This window comes from Kitasatospora sp. NPDC127111, from assembly GCF_042677465.1.
Classification (GTDB): domain Bacteria; phylum Actinomycetota; class Actinomycetes; order Streptomycetales; family Streptomycetaceae; genus Kitasatospora.
Genome location: NZ_JBHXTG010000127.1, coordinates 1 through 14,429 on the forward strand (window position 1 = coordinate 1; position 14,429 = coordinate 14,429).

The 14,429-nt window shown below is 72.1% G+C and carries 13 protein-coding genes and 1 pseudogene; 12 read left to right on the forward strand and 2 right to left on the reverse strand.

All coding sequences use genetic code 11. The annotated features are described in order from the left end of the window. The 7 genes and pseudogenes from ACFVHB_RS38765 to ACFVHB_RS38795 form a co-directional block, all read left to right on the forward strand. Positions 1 to 309: pseudogene (locus ACFVHB_RS38765) on the forward strand (hypothetical protein); the annotation flags it as partial. Beyond that, positions 306 to 980: a DciA family protein gene (locus ACFVHB_RS38770; protein ID WP_380332375.1), complete on the forward strand. Its 675-nt coding sequence runs from the start codon at positions 306 to 308 to the stop codon at positions 978 to 980. The pseudogene ACFVHB_RS38765 and the gene ACFVHB_RS38770, both read left to right, overlap by 4 nt. Before the next feature lie 99 nt (positions 981 to 1,079). Continuing rightward, positions 1,080 to 1,613 (forward strand): WhiB family transcriptional regulator, encoded by a 534-nt coding sequence (locus tag ACFVHB_RS38775; protein ID WP_380332378.1) that lies wholly within the window; start codon positions 1,080 to 1,082, stop codon positions 1,611 to 1,613. Beyond that, entirely contained in the window at positions 1,610 to 2,818 is a 1,209-nt protein-coding gene (locus tag ACFVHB_RS38780; protein WP_380332380.1) for a DUF2637 domain-containing protein, read from the forward strand. Before ACFVHB_RS38775 ends, ACFVHB_RS38780 begins: the two co-directional genes overlap by 4 nt. Next, a complete protein-coding gene (locus ACFVHB_RS38785; protein WP_380332383.1) occupies positions 2,818 to 3,042 on the forward strand; it encodes a hypothetical protein in 225 nt (74 codons plus the stop codon). Before ACFVHB_RS38780 ends, ACFVHB_RS38785 begins: the two co-directional genes overlap by 1 nt. A gap of 338 nt (positions 3,043 to 3,380) precedes the next feature. Then, positions 3,381 to 3,728: a hypothetical protein gene (locus ACFVHB_RS38790; protein ID WP_380332386.1), complete on the forward strand. Its 348-nt coding sequence runs from the start codon at positions 3,381 to 3,383 to the stop codon at positions 3,726 to 3,728. Beyond that, a complete protein-coding gene (locus ACFVHB_RS38795) occupies positions 3,718 to 5,451 on the forward strand; it encodes a relaxase/mobilization nuclease domain-containing protein (RefSeq protein ID WP_380332389.1) in 1,734 nt (577 codons plus the stop codon). The genes ACFVHB_RS38790 and ACFVHB_RS38795 overlap by 11 nt, the downstream gene beginning before the upstream one ends. Before the next feature lie 158 nt (positions 5,452 to 5,609). Here the strand turns inward: ACFVHB_RS38795 and ACFVHB_RS38800 are convergent, their stop codons facing one another. Further along, entirely contained in the window at positions 5,610 to 7,157 is a 1,548-nt protein-coding gene (locus tag ACFVHB_RS38800; RefSeq protein ID WP_380332392.1) for a serine/threonine-protein kinase, read from the reverse strand. A gap of 390 nt (positions 7,158 to 7,547) precedes the next feature. Beyond that, positions 7,548 to 8,552 (reverse strand): hypothetical protein, encoded by a 1,005-nt coding sequence (locus tag ACFVHB_RS38805; RefSeq protein WP_380332395.1) that lies wholly within the window; start codon positions 8,550 to 8,552, stop codon positions 7,548 to 7,550. A gap of 248 nt (positions 8,553 to 8,800) precedes the next feature. Here ACFVHB_RS38805 and ACFVHB_RS38810 point away from each other — a divergent pair, with 248 nt between their 5' ends. The 5 genes from ACFVHB_RS38810 to ACFVHB_RS38830 all read left to right on the forward strand — a co-directional run bounded on the left by ACFVHB_RS38810 (position 8,801) and on the right by ACFVHB_RS38830 (position 14,326). Continuing rightward, positions 8,801 to 10,120, forward strand: coding sequence for an MFS transporter (locus tag ACFVHB_RS38810; RefSeq protein ID WP_380332398.1), 1,320 nt, complete (start codon positions 8,801 to 8,803; stop codon positions 10,118 to 10,120). Positions 10,121 to 10,153: 33 nt separating this feature from the next. After that, positions 10,154 to 11,281 (forward strand): GNAT family N-acetyltransferase, encoded by a 1,128-nt coding sequence (locus ACFVHB_RS38815; RefSeq protein ID WP_380332401.1) that lies wholly within the window; start codon positions 10,154 to 10,156, stop codon positions 11,279 to 11,281. A 56-nt stretch (positions 11,282 to 11,337) separates the two neighbouring features. Beyond that, positions 11,338 to 12,609 (forward strand): acetyl-CoA carboxylase biotin carboxylase subunit family protein, encoded by a 1,272-nt coding sequence (locus ACFVHB_RS38820; RefSeq protein ID WP_380332404.1) that lies wholly within the window; start codon positions 11,338 to 11,340, stop codon positions 12,607 to 12,609. Between the two features lie 118 nt (positions 12,610 to 12,727). Then, positions 12,728 to 13,717, forward strand: coding sequence for a hypothetical protein (locus ACFVHB_RS38825; protein WP_380332407.1), 990 nt, complete (start codon positions 12,728 to 12,730; stop codon positions 13,715 to 13,717). Positions 13,718 to 13,921: 204 nt separating this feature from the next. Next, positions 13,922 to 14,326: a hypothetical protein gene (locus ACFVHB_RS38830; RefSeq protein WP_380332410.1), complete on the forward strand. Its 405-nt coding sequence runs from the start codon at positions 13,922 to 13,924 to the stop codon at positions 14,324 to 14,326. The last annotated feature ends 103 nt before the right edge of the window (positions 14,327 to 14,429 follow it).

Below are 14,429 nucleotides of genomic sequence, written 5' to 3' on the forward strand. Positions count from 1 at the left end.
TTCAGCCACGTGATCATTCTGACCGCCCGGTGCCGCCCTTCGCAGCAACCGGACGACACATCGACGGGGCGAACGTTGCCTGATGCGGCACTAGCCGTCCTCGACGACCAGCCCACCAGCGAGGAACACCGCGAAGCCCGCACCACGGCATGGCGCCAGTACCTCAGCGGCAGACCTGCCCTGGTCACCTCCGCCCTGGCCATCGCCGGCCGGGAGCAGGCGGAGCAGATCTACGGGCGCGACCTCGTCGAGCGCGTGCTCCGTCTCCGCGCCACCACCAGCCACCTTCGAACAGGAACAGCACGATGAGCCACAACCAGCCCGCCGCCGGGATCGACCTCGCCCGACTCGCCCTCCGCCGAGCCCGCGCTGACGCGGCCAAGCGCCCCGACAGCGTGGTGAAGGCCCAGGCCGTCGGGTGGGCGGCCGTGCCCCGGCGCGGCCGGGTCGACCCCGTGGGCCTGGGAGCGGCCCTGTCCGACCTGATGGTCCAGCACGCTTGGCAGGCTCCGCTGGCCGGTGGCGGACTGCTCGACCTCTGGCCGGCCACCGTCGGAGACCTCGCCGCCCACGTCACCGCGGTGGGCTTCGACCACCAGACAGGGCGACTGGACGTCCGCGCCGAGTCCCCGGCCTACGCGACGCACGTTCGCACCCTCGCCGCGGCGCTCGTCGCGAAGCTCAACCAGGCCAAGGGAGAAACGATCCTGCGGAGCATCCGGGTGCTGGGCGCCCACGGCGCCGCGGCTACAGGGACAGCCCGCCGAGACGGTCGGAACGAGGGGCCCGCGCAGGAACCAAGGATCAAGACCCGGGAGGACGCCTCGCCCGGCTACCTGCGGGCCCTGGCCCAGCTGCAGGCCAGCCGCCCGAGCGCGCCCGCAGACTCCAGGACGAGCCCGGCGGTCGATCGGCGGATCAGAACGCTCGCCAGAGTCCCGGAGACGGCAACCCGTCTCTCCGGCACCCGCCCGCGCTAGCCATCGACGGGCCGGCGTGGCCACCCCCGGTCACGTCAGCCCGCCCCACCCCGAACCTCCGCGCTCCCCGGCCGCGGACCCACCCGGAGACCCAACCCAGTGTCTAGCACCACCTCGATCGCCACCCGACGCCGCGACTTCACCTGGGTGCAGCGCGCCGCCTGCGCCGGCACCCTGGCCCCTGACCGCTTCTACCCCCTGCCCGACCAGTCCGAGGAGACCCAGGCCGCCAAGGCTGTGTGCGGAAGCTGCCCCGTCAGCGACGAGTGCCTCACCGAAGCACTGGAGACCAACGACCGCTACGGGATCCGCGGCGGCCTCGTCGAGAGCGAGCGGATCGTGTTGCACCGACTCAGCACCGTCGGCCGATGGGAAGAAGAGCGGGTCGTCGCCGCTCTCAACGGCCGCCCTGTCCACCTCTCCCGGCAGGAGAGGCACAGCGTCTCCGTGATCGCCGCCATCCTCGACCTCGACCTGCGGATCTGGGCACCGGTGCTCGGCATCGGCCGCAAGCGGGCACTCACCCGACTGCGCGAGGCCCGCGCCCAGCTCGAGAAGCGGCCCTTCCTGCTGCGGCGTGAGCAGCGCATCGCCGCCGCGTTCAGCCCGGAGCCCACGGCGGTGGCGGCGTGAGCGAGCCCCGCACGCGACAGATGTCCCGCTGGGACGTCGCCGGAATCGGACTCCTCGGCGCAGCCGGCTTCGGCCTCTCCTACGACGCCTTGCAGCAGACGGCCGAGGCGATCCAGGTCCGCGAGCCGCTGACCTATGCGTTTCCACTGGTCGTGGACGGCTTCATCGCCTATGGAGTGCGTGCTCTCGTCCTGCTCCGCGAGGCGAAGTGGACAGCGCGCCTCTACACGTGGAGCCTTTTCTCGGGGGCGACCGGCGTCTCGATCTGGGCGAACGCTCTCCACGCCATCACCCTCAACCAGCAGCGGCCCGCGCACGGTGCCTTCCACCTGCAGAGTGCCGCGGTCGGGGCGCTGAGCACGCTTGCGCCGCTGGGTCTGGCCGGCGCGACCCACCTGTACATCATGATCTCGCGGCACGCTCCCACCACGTTGGACAGCGAGTCGGCGGCCTCGAAGGCCGAGGACGGCGAGACGCTGTCGGCCCGCGCAGAGCGGACCGACGAGCCAGGCGCGGTCCGGTCCTGGTGGCGCACCCGCTTCCGCCGCACCCGCCCCGACGGTCCGGAGCGGGATCACGCCCAGGACCTCGCCGAACAACCGCGCCTTGGGCTGATCAGTGGTCCGTCCGGTCCGGTCCCCGTGCCGGGTCCGTCCGGTCCGGTCCCCGCGTCGGGCTCGTCCGGTCTGGTCCCCGTGCCGGGTCCGTCCGGTCCGGCTCCCGCGTCGGGCTCGTCCGGTCTGGTCCCCGTGCCGGGTCCGTCCGGTCTGGTCCCCGTGCCGGGTCCGTCCGGTCTGGTCCCCGTGCCGGGTCCGTCCGGTCCGGTCCCCGTGCCGGGTCCGTCCGGTCCGGTCCCCGTGCCGGGTCCGTCCGGTCCGGTCCCCGTGCCGGGTCCGTCCGGTCCGGTCCCCGCGTCGGGCTCGTCCGGTCCGGTGCCGACTACCGGACGGGCACGGGTGAAGTTGGAGGTGCTGGTGCCCGTCGCTAGGGAGGCCGCTGCGAGGGCCGGCCGCACCAACCGGGAGGTCGTGGCCGCCGGACTCCGGGAGCAGGGCTACTCCATCAGCAACGAGCGCATGGGCAAGTTGCTGCAGATGATCGAGGACACCAAACCCCCGCCGGCCTCGGCAACCGACACAGCGCAATCCCCGCACCCCGTCGCTCAGCGGCCCACCACGCCCAACTCTGCTCCAAGGAAGCGCTAATGACCCGCCGCACCACGCCGAAGACCACCCCGGACGCCCTGATGACCCTCCTCCTGGACCAGCGCCTCGTCCGCACCGCCACCGCCGCCAGCGACGGAAGCTGGCTCGTTCGCCGGACCGCTCACGGGCCCAAGGTCGTCCTGGAAGGCCCCGTCGAGGTCATGGACTACGGGCTCGGACTTCTCCTCGACGCCAAGCTCGAACTGGAGGACGCCGCCGCCTGAGAAGACCAAATCGCTTTCCCGGTAGCGCAGTTCGGTGCCTGACAGCTTGGCCCCTACGGCGCAGCAAGCTATCGCCAAAGCCGGGCTTACGCCCGACTTTGGCACTTGCCCTCGCCCCCAGGAGGGGCGAGGGAGACCGAGGACGAGTCGAGCGGGGGCGCTCGACTCGTCCTCGGTCTCCCGGCACCAGGCGGTGCCGGGAGGGAGAAGGAGGAGAGACGATCGAGCCGCTGAACGACGCCACCGAGTCGACCGCTGAGCCAACCGCCGACGCGCCGCCCGCGCGCCGCCCGCGACGCCGCCACCGCGACCCCCAGAGCCGCACGTGCAAGCTGACCGTGCGTCTGAACACTGACGAGAAAGTCGAGATCGACACTGCCGCCGCTGCCCGCGCCGTCACCGTCGGCCGCTTCCTCGCGACCAGCGCCATCAGCGCCGCCCGCGGAACACCTGCCGACCGCGACCCCCAAGACCGCCTCGACCACGCCATCGACGAACTCGCCGCCTCCCGCGCGCAGCTCGCCCGCGTCGGCAACAACCTGAACCAGATGGTCTTCGGCCTCAACGCCGCCGGCTACGTCCAGCCGACAGAGCTTGCCCCGACGCTCGGAGCCGTCCGTACCGCGGTCGCCGCGGTCGACGCCGCAGCCGCACAGCTGGTCGCCGGTGGACCAATTGGTCCCTGACATCAGCCGTGGCAGCAAGACGTACGGCCTGTTGGCGTACCTCTACGGCCCCGGCAAGCACGACGAACACTTCGACCCGCACTTGGTGGCGTCCTTCGACGGGTTCGCGCCCGACCCGGGCCGTGATCCCGCAGCCAGCCTGAAGCTGTTGGAGCAGGTCCTGGACCTGCGGGTCAACCAGCTCGGGCCCCGGCGACCCAAGAAGCACGTCTGGCACTGCCCCGTCAGCGCCGACCCCGATGATCGCCTGCTCTCCGACGAGGAGTGGGCCGAGGTCGCCCGCCGCGTTGTCGCCGCGGCCGGCATCGCTGACCCCGACGACCCGGACGGATGCCGCTGGATCGCGGTCCGCCACGACCCGCGCCACATCCACATCATGGCCACCGTCGTACGCGGCGACGGGCGCCAAGCCCGGCTCAACGGCGACGCCCACCGCGCCCAGGACGAGTGCCGGCAGATCGAGAAGGACTACGGCCTCAAGCAGCTCAACCCCGGCGACAAGACCGCCGCCAAGCGCCCGACCAGCGCGGAAGCCCACAAGGCCGAGCGGCTCGGCCGCCCGGAACCCGTGCGCCTCCAACTGCGAGACCAGGTCCGCCGCGCCGTCGCTGGCTGCCAGACCGAAGCCGAGTTCTTCGACCGCCTCGCCGCCGCCGGCCTGCTGGTGCAGCGGCGCATCGGACCGTCCGGCGACACCTTGGGCTACTCGGTTGCCGACCCCGACGACCGCAACGCGGCGGGCGCGCCGATCTACTTCCCCGGCTCGAAGCTGGCCCCCGACCTCTCCCTCCCGCGCATCCGCAAGCGGCTGGACGGCGGCGTCCGGGCCAGCGGAGCGAGCACCACCGAGCAGGGCGACCCGGCCACGGGCACGGCCCGCGTGCCCGGTTCCAGGGCCGCCCGTGCCCGCCGGGACGCCGCCGCCGCGGTCGACGACGCCACCCACACCATCGACGAAGGGAGCGAGGAAGACGCGGCGGCGCAGCTGGTCGGCGCGATCGAGATCATCGACGTCCTGGCCGTCCGTGCCCCGGCCGACACCAGGGCCCAACTCATCGCGGCGGCACGGGCATTCGAGCGGGCATCGCGGTCCCACGTGCGCGCCGAGCGGGCCGACAACCGGGCCGTGCGAGCAGCGGCCCGTCAGATGCTTAGCAGCGGCTACACCGGGAACCGGGGCGAGGATGGCGGCGTGACCGCCATGCTGCTGTCGGCCCTGATCCTGCTGGCCATCGCCTCCGCCCGATGGCACTCCGCGCGCTCACACGCTCAGCAGGCCGCCGCCGCGAGCACGGCGGCCGAGCAGCTGCGGGCGGCGTACGCCACGGTGGCCGCCCGCCCGATGGCGGCTATGGCCGCACGGGGTCGCTCCCTGCCGTCGCCGGTTCGCGAGCGCCAGGACGCGGTGATCCGGGCGAAGCTGCCCGAAGTCGGGACCGGCGAGCACTGCGGGAGCGACTGGGACGCGCTCGCGGCCACCCTGGCGGAGGCGGAGGCGGCCGGTTACGACCCGGCCGCGCTCTTGGAGAAGGCCAGGAACCGCCGAGAACTCGACACCGCGGAGTCCGTTACCGCCGTCATGGTCTGGCGGGTCCGCCGGATCGCTGAGCTGTCGGCCGCGCCCTCGGCCAACCTCGAGAAGCCCGGCGTCCGCACCAAGGCTGCAGGCCCGGCGGCTCCGGCACCCGCACAGGGGCGTCAGACCCGCAACAGCCGGCGCTGAATCTCCCGGGGCCGCTCCTCCCGCAGAGCTGCGCGGGGAGCGGCCCCGGAGCGGTCCCGGCACTGAGGCCGCCAACGCGGCCCACCTCGTGCGTGTCCAGGTGCCAGCGGCCCAGCGGAGTGCCGCCGCGGTCGACGGGGCGGCTTACGGTGCTGGCTTCACTGCTCTCGGAACCCGCCGGCATCTTTACGTCCAGCTCTTGCTGGCAGCGGCACGGGCAGCTGGACGGGAAACGTGAGCCTCCCCTGGGCGGCCTCCGCGAGCCAGGTCGCCCACTGGCCAATGAAGGGCCCGATGTCCCCGGGCTCCAACGGGGTGAACGGCCAGGCCACCTGGTGTACCTCCGCAGTCTCGAATGCACGGCGCGCCTCGGCGTTCGGCGTGAGGGCGAACGGCTCGACGGACGGGTGCACCACGACATCCGGCGAGGTCATGAACGCGGTCTCGAACCAGCGGAAGCGCCCAGTGGCCTGGGCGTTGCAGTACCAGAGCGAATGGCTCCGGCCCTTGTAGCCATGAGCGCTGACAGTGTTCGGCCGCGCGAATGCCGGGTGGGGGCCGGGGTGGTAGTCGGGTACTCGCAGGACGACGGTCGCATAGGCGACGACGTCGAACGGCGGCGTCCCGGTGCCCCAGTCGTAGATCGCCCCCCGAGGGGAGGAGAACCCGAGCTTGACCACACCTAGCTCGAAGACCCACTCACCCGGGCCGAACCGCGTGAGCTTTCCGTCCGGCGCGTGCTCCGCGAGCTGCTGCGCGAACTCCTCCGAAATCTGAAGAAGCGAGTTCTCCGCGTCGCCGAACAGGCGCATCCAGCGCTCCTGTGCAGCATCGCGGCGGGACGCCTGCTGGCCGATCTCGGCAAGTTGCACGGCGTGCTCCCGATTCGCCTCGGAGAGCGCCGCCAGACCTCCGGAGGCAGCCGGGGCCGCCGCCTTGGTCAACCGCGTCAGGATCTCGGCCGGCGTGGGGCGCGCCTCCGGGGACTTGGAAAGACATCCCGCGATGAGCGAGGCCAGCAGAGGCGGCAGGCCGGGAAGGTTCGGCGGGGCTTCGCCGACGTGCTGCTCCCGGAAGTCCGGGCCCAGGAACGGGGGCTTCCCGGAGAGCACCTCGAAGGCGGTGGCCCCGAATGAGTAGACGTCGCTGGCGGACGTGGCCCGCTCGTACATCCAGACCTCGGGAGCCTTGTACTCCGAGGTGCCGCCGCCCTTCCAGGTGAGCTTCGCGGTGGCGGCGCCGGCGAAACGGGAGATGCCGAAGTCCGCCAGGCACCAGCGGTCGTCGAGCAGTAGGACGTTGGCCGGTTTCAGGTCGCGGTGGACTATGCCGGCGGTGGCCAAGTCGGACAGGGACTGTGCGATATCCATCAAGATCGCGATGGCGTCCGCCACCGGAAGCGGCTCTCCGCGTTCCTTCAGGAAGGCTGCGAGCGACTTCTCGGCCTTCGGCATGACGATGACCACGTGGGTCTCCGTCTCGCCGACCGCGAGCACAGGCACCACGCTGCGGGCGCTCAGCTCAGCGAACTCCGGTTCCCGGTCGACGCCGGGGCCCTTCGGGATCAGCTTGACGGCCACGCGGGTGCCGTCCGAGGCGAGCGCCTCGAAGACTTCGCCGTAGCCGCCCGGGTCGCCGATCCGGTCGAGGATCTCCCAGTCACCGCTGGCCAGTTGAAGCCGGTCCACCACGTTCCTCACCATCATCGCCCGACCGTGGAGCGCACGAGCAGTGCGCCGTCCAATCATGCCGGACGGCAGGGACAGACCGGTGCTGCGACCAGTCGAACGGGCAGGCCCCGCCAGCGACTTCTGCGGACGGCGGCCCGGTCCCGGCCAACGCCAGCAGCCTTCAAAGCCGATCAAGCCAAGAGAGATACGTGCGCAAAGCGGATACCTGACCGTTGACCGGGTGTCTCACGCCGGATGGAGCAGCAGGAACCGGACTCGCCCGACAAGGGCTGAACCCGATGCCCAAGGGCACGAAGTCCTCGACTGCGGTTTCGCACTGCTCCCCGGCACGGAAGATGCCGCTGCCCGCGGGATCGTGCCGGATGGGCACCCCCGCGGTCAGCCCGCCTCGTGCGCCGAAGAAGATCAGCTGGGCGCCGGAGAGTGGAGCGCACTGGCCGCCTTGGTCGGCGAGGCGGGGATCCCGTAGATCAGAGCGGTGTCCAGATCTGCAGTCAGTCTGCCGGGGCCCGACCGTGCAGCCGCTTCCGCCTTCAGCTTGTCCCTCTTCGCTTTGGCTCTCCGGGCCTTGGCCGCGCGTGCGAGCTTGATCTGCTCGCTGTACGTCACGGCGAAGAGAAGGAAGGAGCCGCCGAGTCCGATCACCACCATGATCTCGACGACCCGGAGCATGCCCAGGGCGAAGTGCTCGAAATAGGTGTGCCACATGCTCTGCACGCGGGCGATCGGCAGCCGCGACGTGCCGTAGTCGCGCACGAACGCGCGCAATCCCGGATCGAAGGGAACGAAGGTCGCGTACAGGGCCAGCAACACCGCCCAGCGGAGGGCCTTGCTGCGCCTGTAGAGGATGCGCACCCCTCGGAAGCAGGAGTGGAGGGTCATGGCTAGCCACAAGCCCAGCAGCCACCCGGCATCGAGGAGGAACACATCGAGCCGGCTCCGGTCCGCAGGTAGCCTGATGTGCTGCTCGGCGCGGCGCTGGAACCAGCCGAGGGCATCGGGCCCGAGGCCGAGGGGGTTACTCGGGTCGTCCTTCTTCGCGACGGACGCTTCCGATTCCGGCGGCGACGACTCGTCATGGACAGCCGCGGCAGCTGGTCGCACGCCGGCGAGCATCTGCTCGCTACGCATCAGCGGCTTGAGATTTCGGCGTCTGTGCTCACCGTTGAGGAGAGGATGCCCCCTGCGGTGGTGGAGCGCGATCTGTTCCTTCTCGACCCGGTCGAGATCGTCGACGGGCACCCGAACCACCTGCCTGATGACGGGTTCGAGCCCTTGTCCGACCAGGATGCCGATCCACACGCCCATGGCGGGGTTCGTCGGGTCGTCGATGTGCTGCTCCCTGCGCTTTGGCAAGGGCTGCCTGGTCTGCCCGATGTAGCGAATCGTCCCATCCCGGGGATCGCTCAACGAGTAGATGCTTCCTGTCCGCGGCGGTATGGACACCCGGCCGACGATGCCACCCCGCACTGACAACCGGTCGGGAAACGGCGCAGTGCCGTCGAACGAGCGGCTCGCAGCGGGGTCGGCCGATACCACAAGATCGGCGCGATGCGTCGGGCCCGACGGCCGGGAGTCTGGCTCTCCGCCCGCCGACGAACGCGATCGACGCTCCGTCGGCGGGCGTACCACCGAGCCGACGAGCCAGCAGGAGCAGCATGTCCGTCTTCCCGTTCACGGAGCCCGGCGACCGCGCCGAGCGCGCCCTGCGGCGTGCACCGCAGGGCGACCGGGACTGGCTGCTGCGCTGCTACGTGCTGCGCGGCACCGACGCCCTCGCGGGTTCGGTGATCACCTACGCCGTGCCGCTGCTGGTCCTCACCCTCACCCACTCGGTGATGTGGACCGGGGCGGCGTTCCTGCTGGAGTGGATGCCCAGGCTCGCGGCCATCGTGCTCGGAGGCCCGCTGATCGACCGGCACAGCCCGCAGACCGCGGTCCTGGCGACCAGCCTGGTGCGCGGCGGGGCCGCCCTGCTCACCCTGGTGGGGATGAGCCTGGGGCTCGGCGTGCCCATCGTGCTCGGCTTCGGCGTGGTCGCCGGGATGCTGGCCGAGGGCAGTTTCCTCGCGGTCGAGTCGCTCGGGTCGGAGGCGAGCCGGCGAGCCGGGGCCCAGGCGCACCGGGTGCAGTCGCGGTTCACCGCGATCGACCAGAGCGCCGCCCTGCTGGGTCCGCTGATCGGCGGCGCACTGCTGCTCGCCGGTCCGGCGCTCCTGCTGGCCACCGTGGCGATCCTGTCCGCCGTCACCATCACCATGGCGCTGGTGATGCGCACCCCGCGCGTACGCCTGCGGCTGGTCGCCGAGCACCGCCGCGAGCGGGCCCGCGACGCCCTGGCCGGTGGCCTGAACGGAGTGCTCGGTACCCCGGCCCTCGCCTGGCTGGTCGCCACGCTCGCCGCCGCGAACCTGCTGTCCGGCCTCCTGCAGGTCTCCACCCCGATCACCGTCACCCGGGACCTGCACCACAGCACCGCCGCCACCGGCCTGGTGTGGAGCGTCGCGGCGGGCGCTTCCCTGCTGGCAGTCCTCGCCGCGAAGCCGGCCATCGACCGGTACGGCTTGTTCCCCGTGATCCTCGCCTCCTCCGTCGTCACCTGCGCAGCTGCCGCCGGTGCCGCCATCGCCCCGACGCTGGTCACCTACACCTCGGCGGTCGCCACCCTGATGGCCGCCGAGGGCGCCGCGACGGTCGCCCTGCGCACCGCTCGCGCCCGCCTGATCCCCGCCCGGCGCTTCGGCGCGACGCTGTCGGTCTGCGTCCTGCTGGTCCTGGCCCCACTGCCGCTGGCCGGCCTCCTGGTTGCCGTGGTTCCCGCCGGGGGCGTGCGGGCCTTGCTGTTCGCCGGTGCCGTCGCCGTCACCGTCGCCACCGCCTTCTGCCTGGCCGGCCTCCACCAACATCGGCACTCCTACGAGCAGTCGGCCGCCGAGCCCGCCGCCCAGGACGAGGCCCACCAGGCCGAGGCCGCCTGACCTTCCCCCCAACCCCTTGGAGATCGCCACCGCATGACCCTGCCCCGCGCCGACGTACCCCAGGCCACCGCCCGCTGGCACGAGAAGCCCGACGACGCCCCGGCTGGCACCCGACGGGCACCGCACCCCTCCCTCACCCGGGCCTGGGCGAGCGCCTGGTCGACGCTGACCACCGAGCGGATCCTGGACCACCACCACCTCCACCTGACCGACCCCACCACCTGCGAAGCCGAGACCGTCTCCTACTTCCTCACCGACGCCGACGGCTCCCCGTACTGGACGAGCCAGGAGACCGACACCGGCGTCCCGCCGATCTGGCGCGGAAGCGTGTTGTACGCCGGGAGCCCGCACGCCGAGTACGGCGGCGCCGGTACCGCGACCGCCGCGATGGCCTCCGCCACCACCCGGGCCGGCCTCGACCTCGCCGCCCGGCTCGGTGCCAGCGCCCTCGTCCACCCCGGACTCGACCAGGACCAGGCCGACCGGCTGACCGCCGCCGCCCGTGCCGCCGGTGTGGGAACGGTCCTGGACCTGGCCACCGACGTCGCCTGGACCCGCACGCTCGGGCCGACCCTCGACCAGTGGTGGCAGGGCATGCCCTCGCGCCAGCGCCGGGACATCCGCCGCCGCTGGCACCGCGGCACCGAAGCCGGCCTCGTCCTCGCCCCGCTCACCGGCACCCGCGACATCCTCGACGCCGTGCCCGCCTTCGCGCCGCTGGCCGTCGGCACCGCCGACCGCCACGGAACGAGGTTGTACGGACTCGACATGTTCGAGCAGTTGGTCGCCGTGCCCGGCACCGTCCTGCTCACCGCCCGCCACGAAGGCCGATTCGTCGGTGGGATCTACGGCTGGCTGTACGACGGCTGCCTCTACCTCTGGGCATCCGGCCTCGACTACGAGCACCCCCACGGCCCGCTCGTCTACACCTGGCTTATGTGTGAGTCCGCCCGCTGGGCGATCGACCAGGGCGCGATCCTCATCGACGCCGGCCGCGCCAACCACTTGGCGAAGGCCCGCCTCGGCTACCGGCCGCGCATCCTGCGCACCGTCGTCCACCTGATGGGCCACCAGCCCGCAATCGAACAAGCGCTGCGGCAGCTCTCGCAGCGCCTCGGCGACCAGGCCGCCCCGCACCTGCCGACGGCGGCCCGCTGGTGAAACCCACCGTGCCCGCCGACCAGCCCGCCTCGCCGCCCCGTACCGGAAGGACCAGCATGACCATCGCCACCAGCGCCCCGACGAGCACCGCCCCCGGCGAGGGGGTGCTCTTGGTCCTGGGCTCGGGGGATAGGGCCTATAGGTCGTATTGTCTCGCCTCCGCCGCCGGGCGCAGCCCGCTGGTCCTGGTGAACACCACCGAACCGAGCTGGCAGCTGGATCACGTACTGGACCACGAGGTGGCCCACCTGGGCGACCTGGAGGAGCTGCGGTGGGCGGTTGCCCGTCTCGCCGAGCGCCACGCCATCAAGGGCGTGGTGACATGGGACGAGTACGCGCTGGTCCCGGCCGCGCACGTCGCCGCCGACCTCGGCGTGCCCGGGCAGTCCTCGGCCACCGCCGCGGCCTGCCGCAACAAGGCCGCTTCCCGGGCGGTGTGGGCGTCGGAGGGGGTGCCGTCCGCCCAGTCGATCCGGGTCACCTCCCTGGTGACCGCTGCCCGCGCGGCCCGCCGCATCGGCTATCCCGTGGTCCTCAAGCCGGCCTCCCACGCGGGCAGCATCGGCGTGATCAAGGTGGAGCACCCCGACGGCCTGTCGGGCGCGTTCGCCTACGCCAGCGGCCGGGCCGAGGACCAGGGGGAGGAGGGCAGTGGCATCCTCGTCGAGGAGTACCTGGACGGCCCCGAGATCTCGGTCGAGTGCGTCACGGTGCACGGCATCACCACCGCCGTCGCCGTCACCCGGAAGGAGCTCGGACCGGAACCCCACTTCGAGGAGGTCGGCCACGTCGTGGCCGCCGGCGACCCGCTGCTCGCCCAGGTCGGCCCGGTCGCCGAGGCCGCCCTGGACGCTCTCGGCATGAACTCCGGCATCTGCCACGTCGAGATGCGCCTGACCGCTGACGGCCCCCGGCTGATCGAGGTCAACGGGCGCCTAGGCGGGGACCTGATCGGGCACCTGGTACGGCTCGCCACCGGCATCGACCTCGCCGCCGCGGCGGCCGACATTGCCCTCGGCCGCGAACCCGACCTCACCCCCACCCGCTCGGGCGCCGCCGGCGTCCGCTTCCTCTACCCGGACACCTCCGGAACCGTCCGAACCGCCCGCCCCCGCCCCGAACTGGGCAACCCCGCCTGGCTGGAGCGCCTCGTGTGGGAGTGCGAGCCGGGCCAGCAGGTCCTCCTGCCCCCGGCTGGCGACCTCGGCACCGCACGCCTGGGGCACCTGGTGGTCACCGGCACCGACACTGCTCAGGTCCACGAGCACCTCGCCCACGCCGAGGGCCTGCTCGACACCGTCGTTGTCCCCGCCCCGGCCGAGAACTGACGCACCGAACCGCCGACGGGCCCGGCGCACTGCTCGCGCCGGGCCCGCCCCGCGACCGTTTCTGCTCACCCGCACCGACGACGCCCCCACGCCCGAGCCGACAACCGAGAACAGGACCGTGGACCTCCCCTCCTACGCCACCGCCCTCGCCGCCCGCCTGCCCGGCACCTGGACGGCCGAGCACCACCAGCACCTCGATGCGGACATGGCCGACATCGTCTCGATGCTCGCCCTCGGCCCGTTGAGGGCTGCCGACTTCCGCAGTGCCTCCGTCCTCACCGACCCCGCGCGGCCAATCGGACTGCTCGTCACCGAGGAGCAGCTCGCCATCGGGCACGGCTACGCGATCCGCTCGATCGCCCTGGCCGACGGACACTCCTGCACCCAGCAGGTGGTCGCCGGCGAACAGCTCGAACTCGCCCTCCCCGCAGACCCGGCGACCGCAGCAGCCGATATCGAGCGCACCCTGCTGCCCCTCCACGACCGGCTCCAGGCCAGGCACCGGCTGGCCGTCCTGGAAGAAGCCCTCCAGAGTGCCCAACGGGCCCTCGACCATTGGGACTCGATCTCCGACGGCCTCTGCGACGACGACGGCTGGCCGCTGGACGAGCAGATCTACGGCGACGGCAAGGTCCGCCGCGACGCCACCGCGCTCGCCCACCTCCAGCGGGTCCTGCTCCATGCCGACGCCCTCCTCCAGGACGGTCACGCCGCCCACCGGCTCCTGCCGCCCGGGCAGGAAGCCGACCGGACCGGCTACTTCTTGCGCACCCTGGCCGGCACCTTCGAGGGCGCCAACCGGATCCTCGACGAGTGGAAGCCCGCCCTGCAGCGCCACAGCCGGGCGGACGGGACACCGATCGAGCCCGGCCACACCGCCGCGGTTGAGGAACGCAACGCGGAGATGTGGTCGAACATCGACATCTGGCTCAACGCCGGACCTGTTCTCGCCGCCCTCCTGCGCGGTGCTGCCGTCTCCACCGAGTCGGTCGGCCGCACCGCCGCCGCAGAGGCACGCTCACCCCGACTCCCCGCGGCGACTTTCTCCCTCGTCGTCCAGGTCCTGCGCGCCGAACAGGCCGACCGGAACCGCGCACCCCGCAGGTGAAGCCCCTACTCCGACGCGGTCGGCCTCGTCCTCGCGGGTTCGGCGAGTTCGGCGGTCAGTGCGTCGGACGCTGCAGGCCGTCGCCCACAATCGGTGACGAATCGCCTCGCCCAGGCGCATCACGGCTGGATAACAAACCGACGCATCGGGAATAAATCCAACCCGCGCCCGGTTACACCCGGCACCTCTACGAAAGGGTTGTACTTGTCGGATTCGCCGAGACCTCACGACGGCCAGGGTTCCAACGACCCGCTCGAGCCGGCTGACCTCCCGCCGCTCGATCATATTGAGCTCTCGATTCCCGACTTCCCCACGCTCTCGCCGGACAAGCCCGTGATCCGGGCGGTCCCGCACCACGACGAGCTGAACCCCCGTGGCACCGTCATCCTCTGCGAGGAGTGCAAGGCGGGCCGCGACTGGCTGCTCCTCAACGTCCGCCAGCACGTCTTCGTCCGCTGCCGCTGCGGCCACGAGTGGCTGGAGGGCGACCTGACGGTCGAGTACTTCGAGCAGCACTTCTCAGCGCCGGAGATCGCCTGGGACGACTTCGAGACGGCGATGGCCTCGACCGGCTACGACGGAGCCTGGGCCGGGATGTACCTCAACTGAGCTGCCGGCCCGCAGCCGGCGGCGGCGGGTGGCCGGCACGGGGCCAGGCTTCGGTGGACTCCGCGAGACGACGACGGGGCGGCACCGCGATCTCTCGCGGTGC

Excerpts from the sequence above, each read along its gene's own strand:
- ACFVHB_RS38770 (WP_380332375.1), top strand. The coding sequence starts at position 306 with ATGAGCCACAACCAGCCCGCCGCCGGGATCGACCTCGCCCGACTCGCC.
- ACFVHB_RS38810 (WP_380332398.1), top strand. The coding sequence starts at position 8,801 with ATGTCCGTCTTCCCGTTCACGGAGCCCGGCGACCGCGCCGAGCGCGCC.
- ACFVHB_RS38815 (WP_380332401.1), top strand. The coding sequence starts at position 10,154 with ATGACCCTGCCCCGCGCCGACGTACCCCAGGCCACCGCCCGCTGGCAC.
- ACFVHB_RS38785 (WP_380332383.1), top strand. The coding sequence starts at position 2,818 with ATGACCCGCCGCACCACGCCGAAGACCACCCCGGACGCCCTGATGACC.
- ACFVHB_RS38800 (WP_380332392.1), bottom strand. The coding sequence starts at position 7,157 with ATGATGGTGAGGAACGTGGTGGACCGGCTTCAACTGGCCAGCGGTGAC.
- ACFVHB_RS38820 (WP_380332404.1), top strand. The coding sequence starts at position 11,338 with ATGACCATCGCCACCAGCGCCCCGACGAGCACCGCCCCCGGCGAGGGG.